16 protein-coding genes are annotated in these 18,500 nt (G+C 58.6%); 10 read left to right on the forward strand and 6 right to left on the reverse strand.

The features are described 5' to 3' along the window. Nucleotides 1-2: 2 nt before the first annotated feature. Together F7R20_RS00910 and F7R20_RS00915 are read right to left on the reverse strand one after the other, a co-directional pair. Nucleotides 3-1,004 carry an ABC transporter substrate-binding protein gene (locus tag F7R20_RS00910; protein ID WP_003201030.1) on the reverse strand — a complete coding sequence of 334 codons (1,002 nt, stop codon included), beginning with the start codon at nt 1,002-1,004 and terminating at the stop codon, nt 3-5. Continuing rightward, nucleotides 1,001-1,840, reverse strand: a complete 840-nt coding sequence (locus F7R20_RS00915) for an ABC transporter ATP-binding protein (RefSeq protein WP_003201029.1) — start codon at nt 1,838-1,840, stop codon at nt 1,001-1,003. The genes F7R20_RS00910 and F7R20_RS00915 overlap by 4 nt, the downstream gene beginning before the upstream one ends. A gap of 134 nt (nt 1,841-1,974) precedes the next feature. Between F7R20_RS00915 and F7R20_RS00920 the strand changes: the two genes are divergently transcribed. Then, nucleotides 1,975-2,718 (forward strand): GntR family transcriptional regulator, encoded by a 744-nt coding sequence (locus F7R20_RS00920; protein WP_003201027.1) that lies wholly within the window; start codon nt 1,975-1,977, stop codon nt 2,716-2,718. Between the two features lie 17 nt (nt 2,719-2,735). On the opposite strand, the gene F7R20_RS00925 is transcribed toward F7R20_RS00920, so the two are convergent. Both F7R20_RS00925 and F7R20_RS00935 read right to left on the reverse strand, forming a co-directional pair. Next, a complete protein-coding gene (locus F7R20_RS00925; RefSeq protein WP_003201025.1) occupies nt 2,736-3,701 on the reverse strand; it encodes a bifunctional helix-turn-helix transcriptional regulator/GNAT family N-acetyltransferase in 966 nt (321 codons plus the stop codon). A 219-nt stretch (nt 3,702-3,920) separates the two neighbouring features. Continuing rightward, complete coding sequence (locus tag F7R20_RS00935; protein WP_003201023.1) at nt 3,921-4,517, reverse strand: TetR/AcrR family transcriptional regulator; 597 nt, start codon at nt 4,515-4,517, stop codon at nt 3,921-3,923. Between the two features lie 510 nt (nt 4,518-5,027). Between F7R20_RS00935 and F7R20_RS00940 the strand changes: the two genes are divergently transcribed. The 8 genes from F7R20_RS00940 to F7R20_RS00975 all read left to right on the forward strand — a co-directional run bounded on the left by F7R20_RS00940 (nt 5,028) and on the right by F7R20_RS00975 (nt 16,045). Next, nucleotides 5,028-6,041, forward strand: a complete 1,014-nt coding sequence (locus tag F7R20_RS00940; RefSeq protein ID WP_003201022.1) for an SDR family oxidoreductase — start codon at nt 5,028-5,030, stop codon at nt 6,039-6,041. Nucleotides 6,042-6,122: 81 nt separating this feature from the next. After that, nucleotides 6,123-7,643: a class I adenylate-forming enzyme family protein gene (locus F7R20_RS00945; protein WP_003201020.1), complete on the forward strand. Its 1,521-nt coding sequence runs from the start codon at nt 6,123-6,125 to the stop codon at nt 7,641-7,643. After that, nucleotides 7,633-8,244 carry an HAD-IB family hydrolase gene (locus F7R20_RS00950; protein ID WP_003201018.1) on the forward strand — a complete coding sequence of 204 codons (612 nt, stop codon included), beginning with the start codon at nt 7,633-7,635 and terminating at the stop codon, nt 8,242-8,244. The genes F7R20_RS00945 and F7R20_RS00950 overlap by 11 nt, the downstream gene beginning before the upstream one ends. 3 nt (nt 8,245-8,247) lie before the next feature. Further along, complete coding sequence (locus tag F7R20_RS00955; RefSeq protein WP_003201017.1) at nt 8,248-10,011, forward strand: FAD-dependent monooxygenase; 1,764 nt, start codon at nt 8,248-8,250, stop codon at nt 10,009-10,011. Nucleotides 10,012-10,129: 118 nt separating this feature from the next. After that, on the forward strand, nt 10,130-11,230 hold the full coding sequence (locus F7R20_RS00960; protein ID WP_003201015.1) for an acyl carrier protein: 1,101 nt from the start codon (nt 10,130-10,132) through the stop codon (nt 11,228-11,230). A 74-nt stretch (nt 11,231-11,304) separates the two neighbouring features. Beyond that, complete coding sequence (locus tag F7R20_RS00965) at nt 11,305-14,733, forward strand: polyketide synthase family protein (protein WP_003201013.1); 3,429 nt, start codon at nt 11,305-11,307, stop codon at nt 14,731-14,733. A gap of 57 nt (nt 14,734-14,790) precedes the next feature. Continuing rightward, nucleotides 14,791-15,261 (forward strand): SRPBCC family protein, encoded by a 471-nt coding sequence (locus tag F7R20_RS00970; RefSeq protein WP_013693120.1) that lies wholly within the window; start codon nt 14,791-14,793, stop codon nt 15,259-15,261. Nucleotides 15,262-15,346: 85 nt separating this feature from the next. Continuing rightward, the gene (locus F7R20_RS00975) at nt 15,347-16,045 is read left to right on the forward strand and encodes an outer membrane protein (RefSeq protein WP_003201010.1); all 699 of its coding nucleotides are present in this window, start codon (nt 15,347-15,349) and stop codon (nt 16,043-16,045) included. Nucleotides 16,046-16,098: 53 nt separating this feature from the next. On the opposite strand, the gene F7R20_RS00980 is transcribed toward F7R20_RS00975, so the two are convergent. Together F7R20_RS00980 and F7R20_RS00985 are read right to left on the reverse strand one after the other, a co-directional pair. After that, complete coding sequence (locus tag F7R20_RS00980; protein ID WP_013693119.1) at nt 16,099-16,764, reverse strand: LuxR C-terminal-related transcriptional regulator; 666 nt, start codon at nt 16,762-16,764, stop codon at nt 16,099-16,101. Further along, entirely contained in the window at nt 16,751-17,593 is an 843-nt protein-coding gene (locus F7R20_RS00985; protein WP_013693118.1) for a hypothetical protein, read from the reverse strand. The genes F7R20_RS00980 and F7R20_RS00985 overlap by 14 nt, the downstream gene beginning before the upstream one ends. A gap of 101 nt (nt 17,594-17,694) precedes the next feature. On the opposite strand from F7R20_RS00985, the gene F7R20_RS00990 reads away from it, so the two are divergent. Next, the gene (locus F7R20_RS00990) at nt 17,695-18,123 is read left to right on the forward strand and encodes a DUF1810 domain-containing protein (RefSeq protein WP_003201004.1); all 429 of its coding nucleotides are present in this window, start codon (nt 17,695-17,697) and stop codon (nt 18,121-18,123) included. The last annotated feature ends 377 nt before the right edge of the window (nt 18,124-18,500 follow it).

Genomic DNA, 18,500 nt, shown 5'->3' on the forward strand with positions numbered 1-18,500 from the left:
ACTCAGTGCGCGGTTTTTTCGAGGTAGGAGGTATCCACGATCTGATCAGTCTTGAGCGTGGTCTCGATAAAGCCCAGGTCGTGGGAATAATCCATCAGACGTTGGATGAACTGGATGTCCGACGCCTGCAAATCCGCCGACCAGCCCAGTCGGGTACGGGCCTGGGCGACGATGGCGTCCGGGGCGATGGTCTTGCCGTCAGTGCCTTGCACCGCTTCAAGCTTGAAGGCCTCGGCGATGAGCCGGTTCGACTCGGCGGGATGCTCATTGAGGAAGGCGATGGCCTTGCGATGGGCACGCAGCAGCTTCACCACATCATCCGGACGTTCCTGCAAGGTTTTCGGCAAGGCGATCACCACATACCACGGGTACTGGGGCAACGCCTGGTTGACGTCCAGCAGGATCCGGCTCGAGCCGCGCAATACCGACTGGCTGACGAAGGGTTCCCAGGAAAATGCCGCATCGACGACGCCGCGCTCCAGGGCCGCGTTCATGTTGCCCGGCGGCATGTCGATGATGTCCAGGTCCTTGTCAGGGTCGAGCCCGGCCTTTTCCTTCAGGACATAACCGCGCAGCAACACATCCATGCCACTGCCCTTCTTGACCCCGGCCAGTTTCTTCCCCTTGAGCGCATCCAGGCTGGTGATCGGACTCTTGGCGTCGACAATCACTGCAGCCTGACCGTAATTGACCTTCGCCAGGATCCGGCTTTGCAGCCCGCGGGAAAACCACTGGTACACCGGCGGCGTGCCGACGTAGGCCACATCCAGTTCACCCGCGGCCAGAGCCTGCTGGATCACCGGGCCATCGCCCAACGACTTGAGGTCGACGTTCAAGCCTTCCTCGCGGTAGTAACCCTGTTTGTCAGCAATCAGCGCCGGGGCGTTGGCCATGGCGAAGACGTACCCCACACGCAAGGGTTTCTCTTCACCCGCCACAGCGAATGCGCTGCCCGCCAACGTGGCAGCAGACAATGTAAGGGCAAGCAGCGAACGTTTGATCATGCTGTCAGCTCAAGTCGAGGAGTGGAGTGAGCAATGGCCTGGGGCGCGTCCATCACCTGGGCAATGCGCGTCATCAGTTCATTGCGGTAATCCAGGAAGGCCGGCAGGCGGCGGGTTTGCAGGTTGCTGCGGGGGCGCGGCAGGTGGATCTCCAGCTCGCTGTGAATACCGCCCGGCGCGATATTGAGCACGACGACCCGATCGGCCAGGAATACCGCTTCGTCGATGTCGTGGGTGATGAACAACACCGTCTGGCCCAGTTCGGCCCAGATGCGCAACGTCTCTTCATTCATGCTGTTGCGGCTGATGGCATCGAGCGCGGCGAACGGCTCGTCCATCAGCAACACGCTGGGTTCGAGGGCCAGGGTCCTGGCCAGGGAGACACGCTGTTGCATGCCACCGGAAAGCTGGTGCGGCAGCCGATGCGCCGCATTCTCCAACCCGACCAGGCGCAGGTACTGCAACGCCTGGGCGCGCTGCTGCGATTCGTCGATTCGAGCGCTCATCCGCAGACCGAAACGGACGTTTTCCAACGCGCTCAACCAGGGAAACAGTTGCGGCGCCTGGAACACATAGCCCAATTCCGAACGCTCCGGACGTACCGCTGTCTGGTTGATCGTGATACGACCGCTTTGCGGTTGCATGAACCCCGACAACAAGTTCAGCAACGTGGTCTTGCCACAACCGGATGGCCCCAGGATCGCGACGAACTCGCCAGGCTGGGCGTTCAGGCTGAAAGCGGAAAATACGGAGTGCCCATTGGGGTAACTGAAGCTGATGTCATCGACCGTCAGGGCATCGGCTTGCGGCTGTGCGTAAGGAAAGGTTTTGAGCATGGCAAGTGTCGTCAGGTCGTTTACAATGGGAATACCTGACATAATACGTATTAATACAAGTAGTCCCAATAACCTATTTTTATAACCTTAGAAGTGAAGGCACCCTGCCCCGCTCAAGGCCATGGAAACTGACTGTGTCCACGCCCATTCTTCGCGACAGCACCACCTCGCTCTACGAACAGATCGCCCATCAACTGTTGGAGGAAATCCAACGCGGCGACTACGAACCCAGCGGCAAGCTGCCGTCCGAGGCACAGTTGGGCGAACGGTTCGGGGTGAGCCGCGTCACGGTTCGCCTGGCGGTGGGCAAGCTCAGCGACGACGGCGTGGTGGAGCGCAAGCAAGGCAAAGGCACCTTCGTGGCAGCCAAGCAGGTACGCCACGGCCTGGATGCGTTGCGCAGTTTTCATGAGGCGTTGTTGCTGCAAGGGCTGCAACCGAGCATGCAGGTGGTCAGCCATGCCCTGCAGCCCGTTCCAGAGATCCTGCGTGGTTTGTTTGAGGACGCAGACGACTGCCTGCTCCTGGAGCGTTTGCACTTCGTCGATGACGAACCCATCGCGTTGGGGCGCAGCCACTTACCGGCAGAGCTGGCCAGCGTGGCCTGGGCTGAAGTCGAACATCAACCGATCTATTCCATTCTCGAGTCGATCACCGGCCTGGCGGTCACCCGTGCCGACCTGGCCATCCGTGCGCAGGAAGCCGACAAAGGCCTGGCCAGCGCGCTGCAGGTCAAACGCGGCGCCGCGCTGCTGGTCATGGAACGCACATCCTATTTTGCCGACGGACGCTGCTGCGACCGCACGACGTTTTTCATCCGCCCGGAACGCTATGCCTTCATCCTCAGTGGGGTTTTCAAATCCACGTCGGCCAGTTGATCTCGACGGATTACGCGTCAACGTGATGAGGCGGCTGGACCCGGCCTGACAAAACACTGCTCCATGACCCGCTGCCCCCATTGCTGCCCTTCTTGCTCCAGTTCCAACTTGAAACCGAAATCCTCGTACAGCTTGCGGGCAGCATCGAGCCCCTGGAACGTCCAGAGACTCGTTGAACTGAAGCCCCACTCGTCACAGAACTTCATCGCTTCAGCCAACAAGCGTCTACCGGCGCCCTTGCCTCGTGCCGAATCATCCAGGATGAAGCAACGCAGCACCGCACTGCCGTCCTCTCCTTCGCCGTCGATGGCAATTGAACCGACCACTCGTTCGCCATCCAGGGCCGACCAGACCTCGTTGCGCGGATTGTGCAAACGCCCCATCAGTTCCGCCATGTCCGATGCCACCAGGCTTTCGAACGGCTGACCGAAGTTTGAACGCCTGGCGTAATAGTTTGCGTGCATTTCCGCCATGCGACCGATGAGGCCAGGACGGTAGCCCCGGGCAATCTCCAACTGCGCCGGCGCAGGTGGCTCTGCACCGAGCCGATGAGCGTGCAAGGCGTCGGCATAGCTGGCAATCCCCTCGCTCACGATCTGACATTGCCCGCTGGACAAGTGAGACATGGCCGCGACAACCTGTTGCGTGGCGAAAGCATCGATGTCTCGAAGGGTGTTTTGCCCCTGCGCGGTGAGTCGCAATCGCTTGGCGCGCGCATCCTGTTCATGGGGAATTTCTTCGATCTCGCCGGCCTCGACGAGCTTGCGAACCATCCGGCTTACGCTGGACTTTTCCAGGCCGAGCAACTCGACAAGCTCACCCGCCGTCAGGGATTCGTGATTGCCGATCTCCACTATTGTGTGCACCGACGACGGCGGATAATCCGTCGCCGCCAGCGTGGTGCGCATGAACCCCAGCTCTCGCACCATGAGGCGCGACGCTGAACGGACGTTCTCAATCAGATCTGGTGGGCAATGGTTCATGGGGACCTCGGACGCAATGATTGAGTAGTTGTACCGCACAACTAAATACTCATCAATGCGTTCAGTCAAGCTTCGCGGCCCGAATCCTAGGATAACTTCAAGACCTTCCAGGCCGATGGCATTGCCGCCCTGCTCTACATGTTGCTGGCGTGCATGCTGGTGGGTGTATTCCGATGGTCTGAGCGCCGCTTGCTGGCCTATCAGCGATAAACCAAGGGCTTATAGAGGCTCTGCGGTCTGGATGAGCGAGTTCAATACCAGCTTGATTTCAACAGCTGGGTCTTTATGCCCTTGCAATATCAGGCCTTCCGCCAGGGCGGTGAAGGTCTTGGCAAGCGCGGCGTAGGCCAGCGGCGGCTTCTTGCCAGCGTGATTGAATATGATGGTAATCAACTTGCCCAAGGCCTCGCTGTTTTCCTCATGCAAGTCGTAGTAATGCGGCGAGAATTCTTCATCGCGCAAGGCGATCAATTGCAACTCGGCATCGAGGATCGCACAGCGGGTATTGTTCTTCAGCGTGTCGATATAGGCATTCAAGCCGTGACTCAACTGCTCCGCCGAATATCCCGATGCCAGGGTCGTACTCAGTCGGTCGATCTCAACTCGCTTGAAGCGTTGAGTCAATTGCAGCAGCAAGTCCGATTTACTTGAAAAATTTGAGAAAAAGGCGCCTTTGGAAAAGCCCGCCTCTTCGGCGATAACGTTGACGCTGGCGGCATGAAAGCCCTTTCGGATCATCAGCTCAGTGGCTGTGTCGAACAATCTGTCTCTTGTTACTTGCTGGCTCTCTTCTCGACCTAGTCTCTTTTTAATCACGCCCTCGGCTCCTTTGGCCAAACAAGATAGCTATGTGTAACTGGATGCAACGAATCGATTACTCACTGTACGTAACCCGTTTTCGCCATCATATCTTATACGCGCCTTGTTCAATCATTTACATTTTAACTTTCAAGAAGTGCCATGTATGTGCCATGTAGTTGGAACAGCCGGAAAGGCACGCTAGATGGGCTACCCGCCACAGTTTTGCTCGAATATGAAGCAATCAAAATCTTCATTTCGCCCCGTTTGATGAGTCCCTGACATCCCTTTGAGCGGCTCAAACCGGATATTTTCCTGTCCGACACCCCACGCTGGATCGTGAAAAAACGCCCATGAAGCCCGGTGCAGAGCCATCAGCTCGTCAATCCGACGAAATACCACTTGATTTTCAGATACCGAATGGTTTTTACTTGCGCCGTTGGTGGAGCCCAACGCCTGATCAGCGCATCGAGTCAGTGACACCGCTCTCGATGCAATGCCAGGTCACCTCACAGGAGCGGGATTTTAATGGAATATGCCTTCGTTACAGGCGCTACTGGCCTGCTCGGGAATAATGTCGTTCGTGCGCTGTTAAAGCGGAACATCAAAGTAAAAGCGCTGGTTCGTTCCGTAGAGAAAGCCAAGAAACAGTTCGGCAGCCTGCCTGTGGAGTTTGTCGAAGGCGACATGCTTAATGTCGAGGCCTTCGCCCATGCCCTGCAAGGGTGTGATGCCCTGTTTCATACGGCGGCCTATTTCCGCGACAGTTACAAAGGTGGGAAACATTGGCAAAAGCTGTATGACACCAATGTGACCGGCACCGAGCGCTTGCTGCAAGCCGCTTATGACGCCGGTATCCGTCGTGCAGTCCACACCTCTTCCATTGCCGTATTGAAGGGCAACCGGGATCAAGTGATCGATGAAACCATGTCTCGCAGTGAATTGGAGGCTGACGATTACTACTTGAGCAAAATATTGTCCGAACAGAAGGTCCAGCAATTCCTGACCCAGCACCCGGACATGTTTATCGCCATGGTCCTGCCAGGGTGGATGTTCGGCCCCGGCGATATCGGCCCTACTTCCTCAGGCCAGTTCCTGCTCGACTTCGTCGGACAAAAATTGCCCGGTGTACTGCCCGGAAGCTTTTCCGTTGTCGATGCCCGGGATGTGGCCGAGCATCAAATCGCGGCCATCACCCGCGGCAGGTCCGGAGAGCGTTACCTGGCCGCCGGCAATCACATGGACATGAAGAGCATTTTCCAGGCGCTGTCCAGCGTCAGTGGCATAAAAGCCCCAGAGCGAAAAGTGCCCCTGTTCATGCTGCGAATCATCGCGCTTATCTATGAAGGTTATTATCGGATCACCAAAAAACCGGTGCTCATCAGTACCTCCACGGTCAAGCTCATGGAGCAAGAACAAGGCCGCACTCATTTCAGCCACAACAAAAGTTCACGGGAGTTGGAGTGCAAGTTCCGCCCTGTTGCTGAAACCCTGACCGATACCCTGGATTGGTATCGGAATAACAACTACACAGATGCTTAATTGAAACAATTCATATATAGCCTGCCTCTGTAGTACTTTTTTTGACTAGCCATACATCCAAGGATTGAGAGAGGTTGGTAAATGAAAAGCCTTTCATATAAAGAAGGTTTTCTGCATCGCTTTGTCGGTTTTTCGGAATCGTTCCCCGAGCAAGTTGCTATTCGACATCTGGACACGGAAGAAGATACCGTTACTTATCGCGAGTTGCGCATCAAGGCTGAACAATGCAATGGCGCTCTTACAGCGCTCGGTGTATTGCCTGGCGACAAAGTAGCGCTGGTACTGCCCAATGGCGTGGCGTTCATCGCTTACTACTTGGCGATCATCGGGCGAGGTGCCATTCCGGTCATCCTCAACTACAAGTTGACCTCCTTCGAAATGGCCAGTGTCGTCAGCCTCGCCAGGCCGACGCTCGTGGTCACGACCGAAACACTATGGGTGCAACACAGCGAGGTATTCCAGGCTGACAACGGTGTCAGGCACTCCCTGGTGCTGGACGGCGGGAGCGAACCGTCAGCGCCCCTGCCTGCCAACGCAACGGCCATATCTCAACTGCCTTGCCAGATCGAAGCCTTGTTGTTGCCCGAGGGCAATCCGATCGTCTCGGTACAATTCACCTATCGTGGCATCGGCAGGCCCCTGGCTGTTTCTCACCGTTATCTCGACCTGACGCAATCGAGCGACGGGCTGCATGAGCATTTTCATCTGCAAGGCGTCGGATCCGTTCATCTGGTGACGCTGCCGCTGTATGCCATCTTCGGCCTGTCCGTGATGATGGTGTTTCCCTTGAGCATCGGCGCCACCCTGCTGATGACCAACACCCTGCTCAATCGAGACCTGGCTGAAGTCCTGTCCGAGCATCAGGTCACCTTTGCCTGCCTGGTGCCCGACGTCATTCGCTACTTCAATACGCGCCTGGCCAAGCGTAAAGGCGCGCTCCTGCCGTTGCACCCGCAACTGATGATTTACTCGGGCGGCAGCCACCTGCCGGCCGACGAGGCCGAGAAGCTGGGAAGGCTGCTGGGATGCAATCCGGTGCTGCAGGGCTATGGCTTGACCGAAAGCATGCCCGTGATCGTCCAGAGCTCGATTGGAACGGTCCACCGTGGCGCCATGGGCCAGCCGATCAGCGGTGTGCAGCTACGCATCGTCGACGCCCAGGGCCAGGACGTAGCGCCTGGGCGTATCGGCGAATTGCTGATACGCGGCTCGATGGTGATCGACGGCTATAACGATGCCGAGGACACCAATGCGCGGTTCTTCCGCGATGGTTGGTTCCACAGCGGTGACCTGGTCTGGCAGGACGACGATGGGCATGTGTTTTTCTATTGCCAACGCCTGCGAATCTCGAAGATCAAGGCGCAGATGGTCGACCTGGTGGAAATCGAATCCGTCGCCCTCAAGCACCCCGACGTGGTGCGCGCCAAGGCCTATATCGTCCCGGACCACAAGGAAGTCAACGTGCTGCACCTGTGCGTCGAAGGGACCGGCGAGCTGACCCAGAACGCGCTGTCCACCCTGCTTTCGCGCTACCTATCGGGCTTCAAGCTGCCCAAGACCATCGAGATTACTTCTCTCAAGGAAGAGGCACATGCACGCTAACAGCACACAACCGGTCCTGGCCGTTTTCGACTTCGACGGCACATTGACCGACCGGCACACGTTCTGGCGCTACATGCGCTTCATCGTAGGCACACGTTCGTTCTGGCTGCGGATCATTCCCCTGCTGCCCAAGATGCTCAGCGTGATCGTCGGCATCACCCCGCTGATGCAAGCGCGCCTGGCGTTCATCGCCTGCTACCTGGGCGGCCTGTCGGTGGAGCAAGAGCGCGAGCATGCCAAGTATTTCATCAGCGAGCTGCTGCCGCTCTGGCTCAGGCCCGAGGCGTTGCGACGGCTGCAATGGCATCAGTCCATGGGGCACGTCACCGCGCTGGTGAGCAATTCGCCGGAAAACTACCTGATCCCCTGGGGCCAGGCCGCGGGTTTCGACTATGTGTGCGGTACCCGCCTGGCAACGGCAAAGAACAAGCTGACCGGCGGGATATCCGGTACCAACTGTGTAGAGCGAGAGAAAGTCACGCGGCTCAAGGGCTGCTTGAGCAACCTTGATGATTTTTACATTTATGCCTACGGCGATTCATCAGGCGACGATGCCCTGCTCGGCATTGCCAACTCTCCCTTCTACAGAAACTGGTACTGATCGATGAACACTCTGAGCACGTTGGCCCCCAAGCATTTCCAGCGACCTGGCAGCGCCCCGACGGTCATGATCGTCGGCGCCGGTCCTGTTGGCCTGTCCCTGGCAATCCTGTTGAAGAAATGGGGCGTGTCGTTCCGCATCATTGAAAGGAACGCCGGCCCCTCGACGGCGACCAAGGCGATGGCTATCCATTCCCGGACCCTGGAAATCTTTCGGGACCTGGGCGTTGCCGAGCAAGCCATCAGCGACGGCTTCACGATCAACCAGTTTTCGGTGCAGTCGAATGCCAAGCGGGTACTGAACTACAACTTCTCCTACCTGGACGCGCCCTATCCCCTGCTCCTGAGCCTGCCACAGCCGCAAACGGAGAAGATTCTCCTGGAGCGGCTCAGGGAGCTGGGTGCCGAGGTGGAGTGGAATACCGAACTGACGGACATCGAAAACCTGCCGGGTTCGGTGCGCATGACGCTCAAGCATGCCGACGGCACCGACGAACACTTCACCAGTCGTTGGGTGGCCGCGTGCGACGGTGCTCGCAGCAACATCAGAAAACGCCTGGACATGACCTTCGAAGGCTCGTCCTACGACCGCTTCTTCATGCTCGCCGATGCCGATATCGAGTGGTCCGGAAGCAAGGACGAGGGCGCATTTTTCCTGGGTGCGCAGGACGGTTATGTGGCCGTTGCACCGATCAGCGCTCAATCGCGTTACCGGTTGTTCATCGAAATGCCCTACAACCTGCCGCCAGAAGGCGAGCGCCCGTCCTTGAGCCTGGAGAACTTCCAGCGCTTGTGCGAAGGGCGCGGGCAAAAGATGACGCTGTCCAACATTTCATCGACCACCATCGCCTCTTTCCAGCATCGCCGCGTGCAATCGATGCAACAAGGCTCCGTGTTTCTGCTGGGGGACTCGGCGCATATCGGCAGCCCCATCGGTGGGCAGTGGATGAACCTGGGGGTTTCCGAGGCCTACAACCTGGCCTGGAAAATGGCCTATGTCGATCAGGGCCTGGCGAATCCATCCTTGCTCGACAGTTACAACGAAGAGCGCTACCCGGTTGCCCTGGAAGTCGAGAACACCGCACACCGGCTGACGGGGCTGATTACGGTCCGGCGTCGCGCCCTGGTGTGGCTGCGCGACAATGTCCTGCCGCTGTTGAGCAACCGCAAAAAGGTCCAGCGCAAACTGCCGTCGATGATTTCCGGTCATCAATATCACTATGAGAAAAGTGACTACATTCAAGAATCGCTGACGAAGAAGCAGCGCAAGAACTGGAGCAAGAAAGGGAAAAAACCCGAGTTCCAGAGCGCAGCGCCTCGCGCCGGGCAACTGGCGCCCGATGTCGAACTGTGGCAACTGCAAGGGATGCCAGCAAAACGCTTGATCGACTTGTTCCACGGGACATTCACGCTGCTGATTTTCAGCGCGGCCGATCAGTTTTCGCCGTTGCTGCCAGGCTACTACGCGCTGGCCAAGTCGGTGGAAAAGGACTTCCCAGGCATCAAGGCCTACTGCGTGATCGACGCCCTGAGCAGCGCCGGCCTGCCGGCTTGGCACTCGACGTTGCTGGACCCCGATTGGCGACTGCATAAGCGCTATCACGCCAAGGAAGGCACGATGATGCTGATTCGTCCTGACGGCTATATCGCTTTCCTCGGTGCCGATGCAATAACGCTGATGACGTATCTGAATGTAAGGTCCGGGTTGCTCAAGGGTGCCAGAAAAACAATATCTTGCGAGACCGACGCAGTGGAACTCCAACTTTAAGTCGCTCCATGGCTACTGCCAGTTTGATGAACTGATATAAACAAGGCCCTGCCCTGGGCCATGATTTTTGATCTTTCTTACTTATAGAAATATCGACCGACTTGGTTAGGAGAATCTTATGCGCTTGCAACTTAATGATGTTGTGCAGGAATTCATCGTGTCCAATGGGAGAATAGCCCATAGCTATTTCTCTCTTTCCGAAAAGATTATTGATTCACTCTGCGAATCCAATATCGCCAAAGAATCAATATTGCTGCGACTCTTGGAACAGGCTGAAACGGTCACTGCGCATTACTTCAATGCTCATCAACAAGTCCTTGAAGGCGTTTATGCCAATGGGACCGAAGCGGCGGTCAACACGAGTGTTCCCGTACTCGAGCCGGTTCATTCAAACCCGACCATACTGGCGCCGACGCCTGTCGTCGAAGCCGCCGCAGCCGTCGAAGAGACAAATGCACTCAGCTACGGGCAATGGTTGCGTGCCGAAATCAGTACGGTCACCGGCTTCCAGGCTCAACAGATCGACTTCGATCAGAGCTTCGAGAGCCTGGGGATCGACTCCCTGGGGCTGGTCGATATTTTCGAATCCCTGGCCCAGCACTTCCCGGAAAAGAAAGACCTGACCTCGCAGCTCTTCGACGCCCCTACCCCAACCGCATTGCTGGCGCGGCTTGAAGCCGATCCGCAGGCACCAACGGTGGATGTCCAAGCGTGGGTACTCGACCAACTCGCGACCATCACCGGCTTTACGGTCGAGCAGATCGACCCGACACAAAGCTATGAAAGCCTGGGCCTGGATTCCCTGGTGCAACTGGACTTCCTGGAGTCGGTAGTCGCCATGTGGCCGCAGCTCAAGGCCCACAGTTCCGAACTGGCCAACGCCAAGTTCCCGCAGGCAACCATCGCCCTGATTCAAACCGCCCTGGCCGCTCCCCAGCCGCAGGCGGCGCCTGGCGACGAACCTTCAGCGGCCACGACGGACACTCAAGGGCAGGAAGAAAACCTGCTGCTCAACGCCCTGTCCCCGCTGATCCCGGACGCAGCGCAGTCGATCGACATCCAGACGCCGTTCGCACAACTGGGCCTCAACGGCTTTGCCCGAGAGGCGCTCTGCCAATCCATGGCGCAACAGTGCTCTGCCAGCGAATTTGCCGGTGAAGCGCTGATGTCCCGTCGCACGCCTGAGGATGCCTTGTCGCTGCTGGCCAGGCTGAGCTGAGCCCGGCAGCAACAGGAATGGAATCCGGGTGATCGAACAGGTCACCCAGCATTTTGGCGATCAGGGAGACAGGTATGAGTGGCGCAGTCACAACAAAGGGCGATTTTTGCTTTAGCGCAATGGCGGGCGAGTTTCCGGGGGCGCCGTCCACGGATGCGCTTTGGCAGTTGCTCTCGCAAGGGCAGATCGCACCGATCGAATCAATGCCGACACGCTGGGAATTGGACAAGGCGTCGATCTATTCAACCAAGGCCGGCGAGAAGGATCGCACGTACCTGGACAGCGCTTTTTGCCTGACCGATGACGTCTCAACCCCGTCACGGCACGAAGGACGACAGGTCGCCATCGGCAAGAAAGTGCTCCAGACGCTGCTCACCCAACTCGCCGGACAAGGCTCGGCGCTAAGCAGGGAGCGCACCGCGCTGGTGGTCGCGACCTCCTGGAGTGACGAGAGCTATTTCGTCACCGGCGTGTCCGGAAAAACCGACGCACCGGCCGGCTTTACACCGGGTGAACAAGTTGCAGAACTGGCGGCGGCCTTTGCCTTGGGTGGGCCGGCGTTATCGGTAGACACCGCGTGCAGTTCGTTCCCCTATGCCCTGGATATGGCCCAGGCACTGGTCAACAGTGGCCAGGCTGACAACGCGATTGTCATGGCCCTCAACACCGTGCTGCCACCCGCGCTGTTCCTGGGTTTCTCGCAGTTGACGGCTTTTTCCGCCCGCGCGCGGATGGAAGCGTTCGGCCAGGACGCCGACGGTATCGTGCCGGGCGAATGTGCCGTGGCCTTTCTGGTCGAACCGCTCGCCCAGGCCCTGACAGCGCAGCGTCATCCCCTGGGCGTGCTGCGCGCCTTGGGCATGTCCGCCGACGGCGCCGAAGGCTCGGTGTTTGCGCCAGGCAAACAGGCCCAGTACTCGGCCTACCAACGAGCCTATCGCGGCCTCGATCCACGCGATGTCGACTACATCGAGACCCACGGCACCGGGACACCGCTGGGGGACGCAACGGAGCTGGCCTCGCTGAACAGCTTCTTTGCCCCCCATCGTCCGGACGGCAAGAAAATCACCATCGGCTCGATCAAGTCGGTCATCGGCCATCCCCTGGCCGCTGCCGGCGGTGCCTCGCTCGCCAAGGCCTTGATGATACTGCGCCATAAAGGCATCCCCCCGCAGCCCGGTTACCGCCCCAGCACCAAGGTCGACGAGACCTGCCTGAGACTCGCCACCCAGCAGATACATCCCCTGGAGGATCATCCATCTGCACGCCGGATTGGCATCTCCAGTTTTGGTTTCGGCGGTGCCAACGCGCACTTGGTGGTGGATGAATACATTCCCGACAACCACCCTGCCGCCCCCCTGACCGCGCCGGCGAGCGCCAGTGGCGTGGTCATGCTCGACCTTGCCATTGTCGAGGCTGAAGCAGCGCTGGGCAGCCACCGTTCCTTGCAGTCATTCCAGCAGCAACTCGATCAACCCGCCGCCCCCTCCGTCATGTTCCCTTATGGGCGCTTCGTTGATTACACCCCGGCGCCCGGTCAACCGTTGTTGGGTAAATTCCTCGCACAAGACCACGTCATCGATATCGATGGCTATGGCATGGGGCCCAAGCCATTGGCTCATGTCGATCCGTTCAAGCTGTTGATCACCGATCGCGTCAATCATTTGCTGCGGCGTTTGCCAGGCGTGGCCGGTTCGCCCGGCACAGCGATGGTCATGTGCTGCAACATGGGTGGCGAGCGCTTCAGCAATGCCTACAGCAGCGCCCACAACTTCTACTCCCGGGCGCAAGGTGCGGCACCGGGCGTCGAAGTGACAGACGTGGCAACCATGCTGCCGAACATGTTGTCCGGCTATCCGGCGCAGATTTTTGACTTCAAGGGTTTCCATCAGACCCTGGTCGGCACAGCGGGCCTGTTCTGGCAAACCTTGCTGGCCTCGCCGCAATGGTTCAACGACGGCATCACCACGCTGCTGCTCGGCGCAGGGCGTTTTGTCAGCGGTGAAATCGAGGTCGAGCGCGCCCGGAGTAGCGCAATCACGCAAGGTGAAGGACTGGGACTGATCGCGCTGCGTCGTTACCAACCGGATGCCGCTGACAAACCCTTGCTGGTGATCCGCGCGGCGGTCCTCGCCCACGCTGCCGGCTCGTTGGAAGAGGCTTGCCAACGGCTGGACAAAGCGCCGAGCGACTATCCGAACGTTGACGTCTGTGAGTTGCAGCCTGCTGCGACGCCTGCCAGCGGATCACTGCAGGAGATGACCGGTTTCCTGGCTGAAGCCAGCGGCATCGAGACCCTGTTGGCGGTGATGTTGAAGGGCGCGACCCATTCCGTGATCGAGGTGCGCGACGCCGGCAAGACGGTGATGTGGCTGTTTACCGAAAAGCTTCGCCAATGGAGCCCGACGGCGGCCGAAGCCAGCTCGCCCATCAAGCATCCCTTCATGTTGCGCTTTGCCCATTCGTCATCCCACGAACTGCAGCAGGTCATCACGCCTGCCCGGCCTGTCAGCCTGGTCCGCGAACCACAGAACGATGGCGTCGACGTACTGCAACTCAGCGACATGCTCACCAGCACCTTGCTCTCCGGGCTGCGGGTGCGGGTTCGCGCCATGGAAAGCCTGTTCGCCCTGCACCATGGCGACACAACCCAGCGCCCGACGCACTGGCAGCGCAGCGCGGAACATATCGTGATCGCCAACGCCCAGCGCAGCCCACAGTCGCTGCACGCCCAGCTCGTGGTGGATGAAGCACACCCGTACTTCTTCGATCATCCCCTGGATCACGTCCCGGGCATTTTGCTGCTCGAGGGCGTGCTGCAACTGATCGAACTGGCCATGCCGCCTCTGAGCGGACGGGTCGCCTACATCAAGAGCCTGACGATCAAGTTCCAGCAATACGTACAGAAGCAAGGCGTGATCGATCTGCACGTCGAGCAAGGCCAGGATCCCCAGGTGTTCAATGCCAAGGTCATGCAGGCCGGGAAAGTGATGTGCACCTGCGTCCTCGGGATGGCCTACAGCTCGGCGTTCGAGACATCGCCAGCCGGCGAATTCACCGCCACGCCCTGCCGTAACAAGGCCTTGTTGCACAAGGCCAGGGAGGAGAACGTCATCGTCAGTGACATGAGCGGCGTCGCCCAGGGCCTGAGCGTGGACACGGTGAAACTGCCGCAGGAACACTTCTTCCAGGCAGGTGATCCCGAACACTATTCGATGGTGTATTTCCTCGAAGTCGCTCGCCAGTGCTACATGCAGATCGCCCACAGCCATCTGCGGATTCCACTCAATACGCCAATGAATCTGCTGGCCTTGAGCTTCACCCTGGATCGCCCCATCCCCAGGAACAGCCCGCTGTCATTGGCGCCGCAAGCCGGCTTTGATGCGGCGCTCCAGGCATTCAAGACCAACCGCATCTATATCGACCTGTTCAACCGGGGCGAAAAAATCGGTCAAGCGAGCATTACCGCCCAGGTGCTCAGTCAATCCGCGCCGGCGGCCTGAGCATTGAATGGATCTGCCCTCCAGCATGACCGTGCCCCCCACAACCAAGGTGTCGCCGTGAACGATGTCAAAGTGCAAGTCATAGTCAAATCGCCCCCTTCTGAAATCTGGAAGATCTGGAGCAATTTTGCAGAAGCGCCGTTATGGGATACCGACGTTCGCCAGTGTCAACTCGACGGCCCTTTCCAGGCGGGGACACGCGGCAAATGCGTGCTCAAGAATGGCTTGAACATGCCACTGAAACTGGAAGCCGTGAGCCTGCACGAAAGCTATCGCAACAGTGCACGGCTGCTGTGGATCGACCTCGAGTTCGATCATCAGTTGCGCAGGCTTTCTCCCGATGAAACCCATGTCATCCATAGCGCGAAAATTTCCGGGCCGTTGAGTTTCCTGTATCGCGGACTGCTGCGCAAAGCGTTGACCGCAGCGATGACCACGGCACTGGACAACCTGTGCCGGCTGGCTGAACAACGGGCCATTGGCGCCCCAGGACACGAGAAAACCGCGACGCCTTTGCACCTCGTGTGAATGCCTCCCGGAAGCACGCGTGCTGAACGCACCTTCCCGGACTCGCTTTGCTTACTTATCGATAACAGCACATTTCGGATCTAGCATGAACCTACAGAAAAACAGCCAATATCTGCTCATGGCCATCGTTGGCCTGGGGGCTATTGCCCCAGCATCGAGTTTCGCCGACAACCTCGGCCCCTATGTCAGTGGCATGGGCGGCGTGAACTGGGTCTCTAAACAGGACCTGACCCAGAACAGCAATGATTTCGTCGAGATGGAATACAATCAACCGCTGCACTCGGGCTACGCCACCGGGCTGGCAGTGGGCTGGCGGTTCCCGGTCGGACTGCGGCCCGAGGTGGAGCTGAGCTACCGCCGCAACACCATGGACCAATTCAATAACCGGGTCTACGAGGGCGGAAGCAGCATCGAGGGCAAAGGCGAAGAGGAAGCCAGCAGCCTCATGGCCAACCTCTGGTATGACGTCTCGAACCTGCCGGCCCCCTTCAGCCGCTTCACACCTTATGTAGGCGGTGGCCTGGGCTACGCGGTGCTGACCATCAAGGGCCTGGAAGCGGGTGGCGTCGAGTTCGGCGGCACCCATCGCGACACCGTCTCGGCCTGGCAACTCGGCGCAGGCGTTGCTTACGAGCTGAGCGACCATTGGTCCATGTCCCTGGATTACCGCTACTTCAAGACCGGCGAAGCGAACTACGGCAAAATCCAGGGCCTGGTCCCAGCCGATGTGAAAACCGAATACAACGCCCAGTCCTTGATGCTCGGCCTGCGGTACTGGCTGTAAGCGCTAGCCGGATCGACGCCTTGCCTTGGCCAGGCGTCGATTTCTCATCTCGTCTAACGCAAAGTGCCAGGCGCCTGGCGCCCGGCAAAACGCGCCGCAGCCACCGCCCGGTTGGGGACGTTCAGCGCACGGATCAACGAAGAGACATGAATGCGCACAGTGAAGGGAGAAATCTCAAGCGCTGCGGCGATCTCCTTGTTGGTCTTGCCTTCGGCAATCAATTGCCAGACCTCTCGCTGCCGGGACGTGAGCTTGTTCATGTCATCGTTGGAGCCAAGCGGCAGCGGGTCCGAAGGCTCGTACTTGACCAGTACTTCGCCACGACGAATAGCGCCGATAGCCTTGCCGACCTGCTCGGGAGAAAGGCTCTTACCGACAAAGCCGTCGACACCGGTCTCCATGACACGCCCAATGACATCGCCGTCATCCAGGGTCGAAACCACAATCATCACAGTGTGCTTGAGTGCCTGGCGCAACTGCGCAAGCTCGCTGACGGAACCCAGGCCGGGAAGACGTATATCAAGAATCAGCGTATCGAGAGCGTGTCCATTCGTTACGAGCGTCCGTACTTCTTCCAGGCTCCCTGCTTGTTCGATCATCGCCTCAGGTACCAGGCGTTGCAGTAACAGCGTCATCCCCTCTCGGAACAGCGGGTGTTCGTCTGCCACGATGATCCGGCAAATCTTCTGGCCCGAAACGCGTCGTTCATCGCGCCTCATACTGCATCTTGATAACTTCGCTGATTCTCTGCGCAACGCCATTGGCCGGCGGCGTGACGGATCGGATCGACTGCCCACGGTAGGGTCCGTCCGCAGGAAACCAATTCTGGACAACGACGACGTTTTTCGGCTGCGTGGCCGAAGCCGAGCCGGTAGAAATTTCATTGGTGAACTTGCAGGTATCAAACGTGCCGAGGGCGGTCTTGATCGTTTCGCGACCGTTGTAAGTCAGTTTCTCGACGACATCGAACTCGATGGTTGCCCCGGCGCTCACGGCTTTGTTTTTGTAGCTGACGGTGACGGTCTGCCCAGGTTGCAGATCAATCGGTGTGGAAGCGGGAGGCTGGTAGAGGGTGGTCACCAACGATGCCCCGGCGCCATGGCGATCGCCGTAACGAATCAATCGACCGTCCTTGATCTCGGCGAAGGTTGTCGTCAGGAAGAACGGCGCATTGTTCAAGAACGAGGTGTGCGCCGAAGCCACCGGATTGGCGTCGGCAAATGCCTCACGCCCCAACGTCTCGGTTTTGCCGCGACTGATGGCCGACGACAGGTTGTCGCGGCTTTCGTACTCCACCACTGTCCCGGCCTGAAAGTCCGCTTCGTTGGTGCAAGCGGCTGAAGACGTTGCACTGGCGGTCGAGGCCGACGCATCGGCGATAAAAGAACCCCAGCCACTGACGGCAAGGGTCGAGGCGGTGAACGCCGTTGCCAGGCGTTTGCGCCAAGCCGGATTGACGTTGGACTTTCTGGCAGATGTACTTTTCAAAAAACAGATCCTTGTCCCGATGTGCTCGTTGCGATCGATCGAAAAACCGATAACGCTCATAGGTTAGGGACGAGCGCCGAGCGGCGCTATAGCGCAAGTGTGCTATAGGCTTTGCCCTTGTCTGGTTCATTCTTCAGCCTTGAAACCATACGGAGGCTCGCATGACCGAATCACTGGAGCGTTTTATCCAGGCGCAAGCGTCTACCTATGAGCACGCCTTGCTGGAACTGCGGCGTGGCCGCAAGGAAGGCCATTGGATGTGGTTCATCTTTCCGCAATTACGCGGCCTGGGCGTCAGTGAGAACGCCACCTACTATGGCCTGTGCGGCATTGACGAAGCGCGTGACTATTTGCAGCACCCGCTTCTGGGACCGCGACTCGAGCGCGCCACCCGTGCCGTACTGGACTCGGGAGTCGCTTTGGAGAAACTCCTCGGGACCATCGATGCCATGAAGTTCGCGTCCTGCATGACGCTTTTTGCAGCGGCTGCGGGCGAGCATTCCGTGTATGCCCAAGCGTTGGAGGGTGGGCTGAAGGTCGACGCAAGGACACTGGATTTGCTTAAGGAGCAAGAGAGTAGAAATGCCTGACTACGAAACGTGGACGTTGCTCCAGCCAATTGAGTGGTGAGCGAAAAATCAAGAGATCGCAGCCTTCGGCAGCTCCTACGCTCGACCCAGCGAGAACAGGCTCTCATGGAACAAATTGCAACCATGTGATTTTTAAGGCTGAAAATACATATCGATCGTTCCCACGCTCCCGCGTGGGAATGTCGCCAGGGACGCTCCGCGTTCCGCTTCTGGAGTGTGACGCAGAGCGTCACGGGATGCATTCCCACGCAGAGCGCGGGAACGATCAAAAACAGATATCTCGTGGACGTCGCTCTAGTTCCCTGCGCGACAGCGCGGCGTCGAAGATGTGGCGGGGACTCCCTCGCCACAGGTTATCTGTTTGATGGGGTCATAAA

The sequence above is a fragment of the Pseudomonas brassicacearum subsp. brassicacearum genome, from assembly GCF_008801605.1.
GTDB lineage: Bacteria > Pseudomonadota > Gammaproteobacteria > Pseudomonadales > Pseudomonadaceae > Aquipseudomonas > Aquipseudomonas brassicacearum.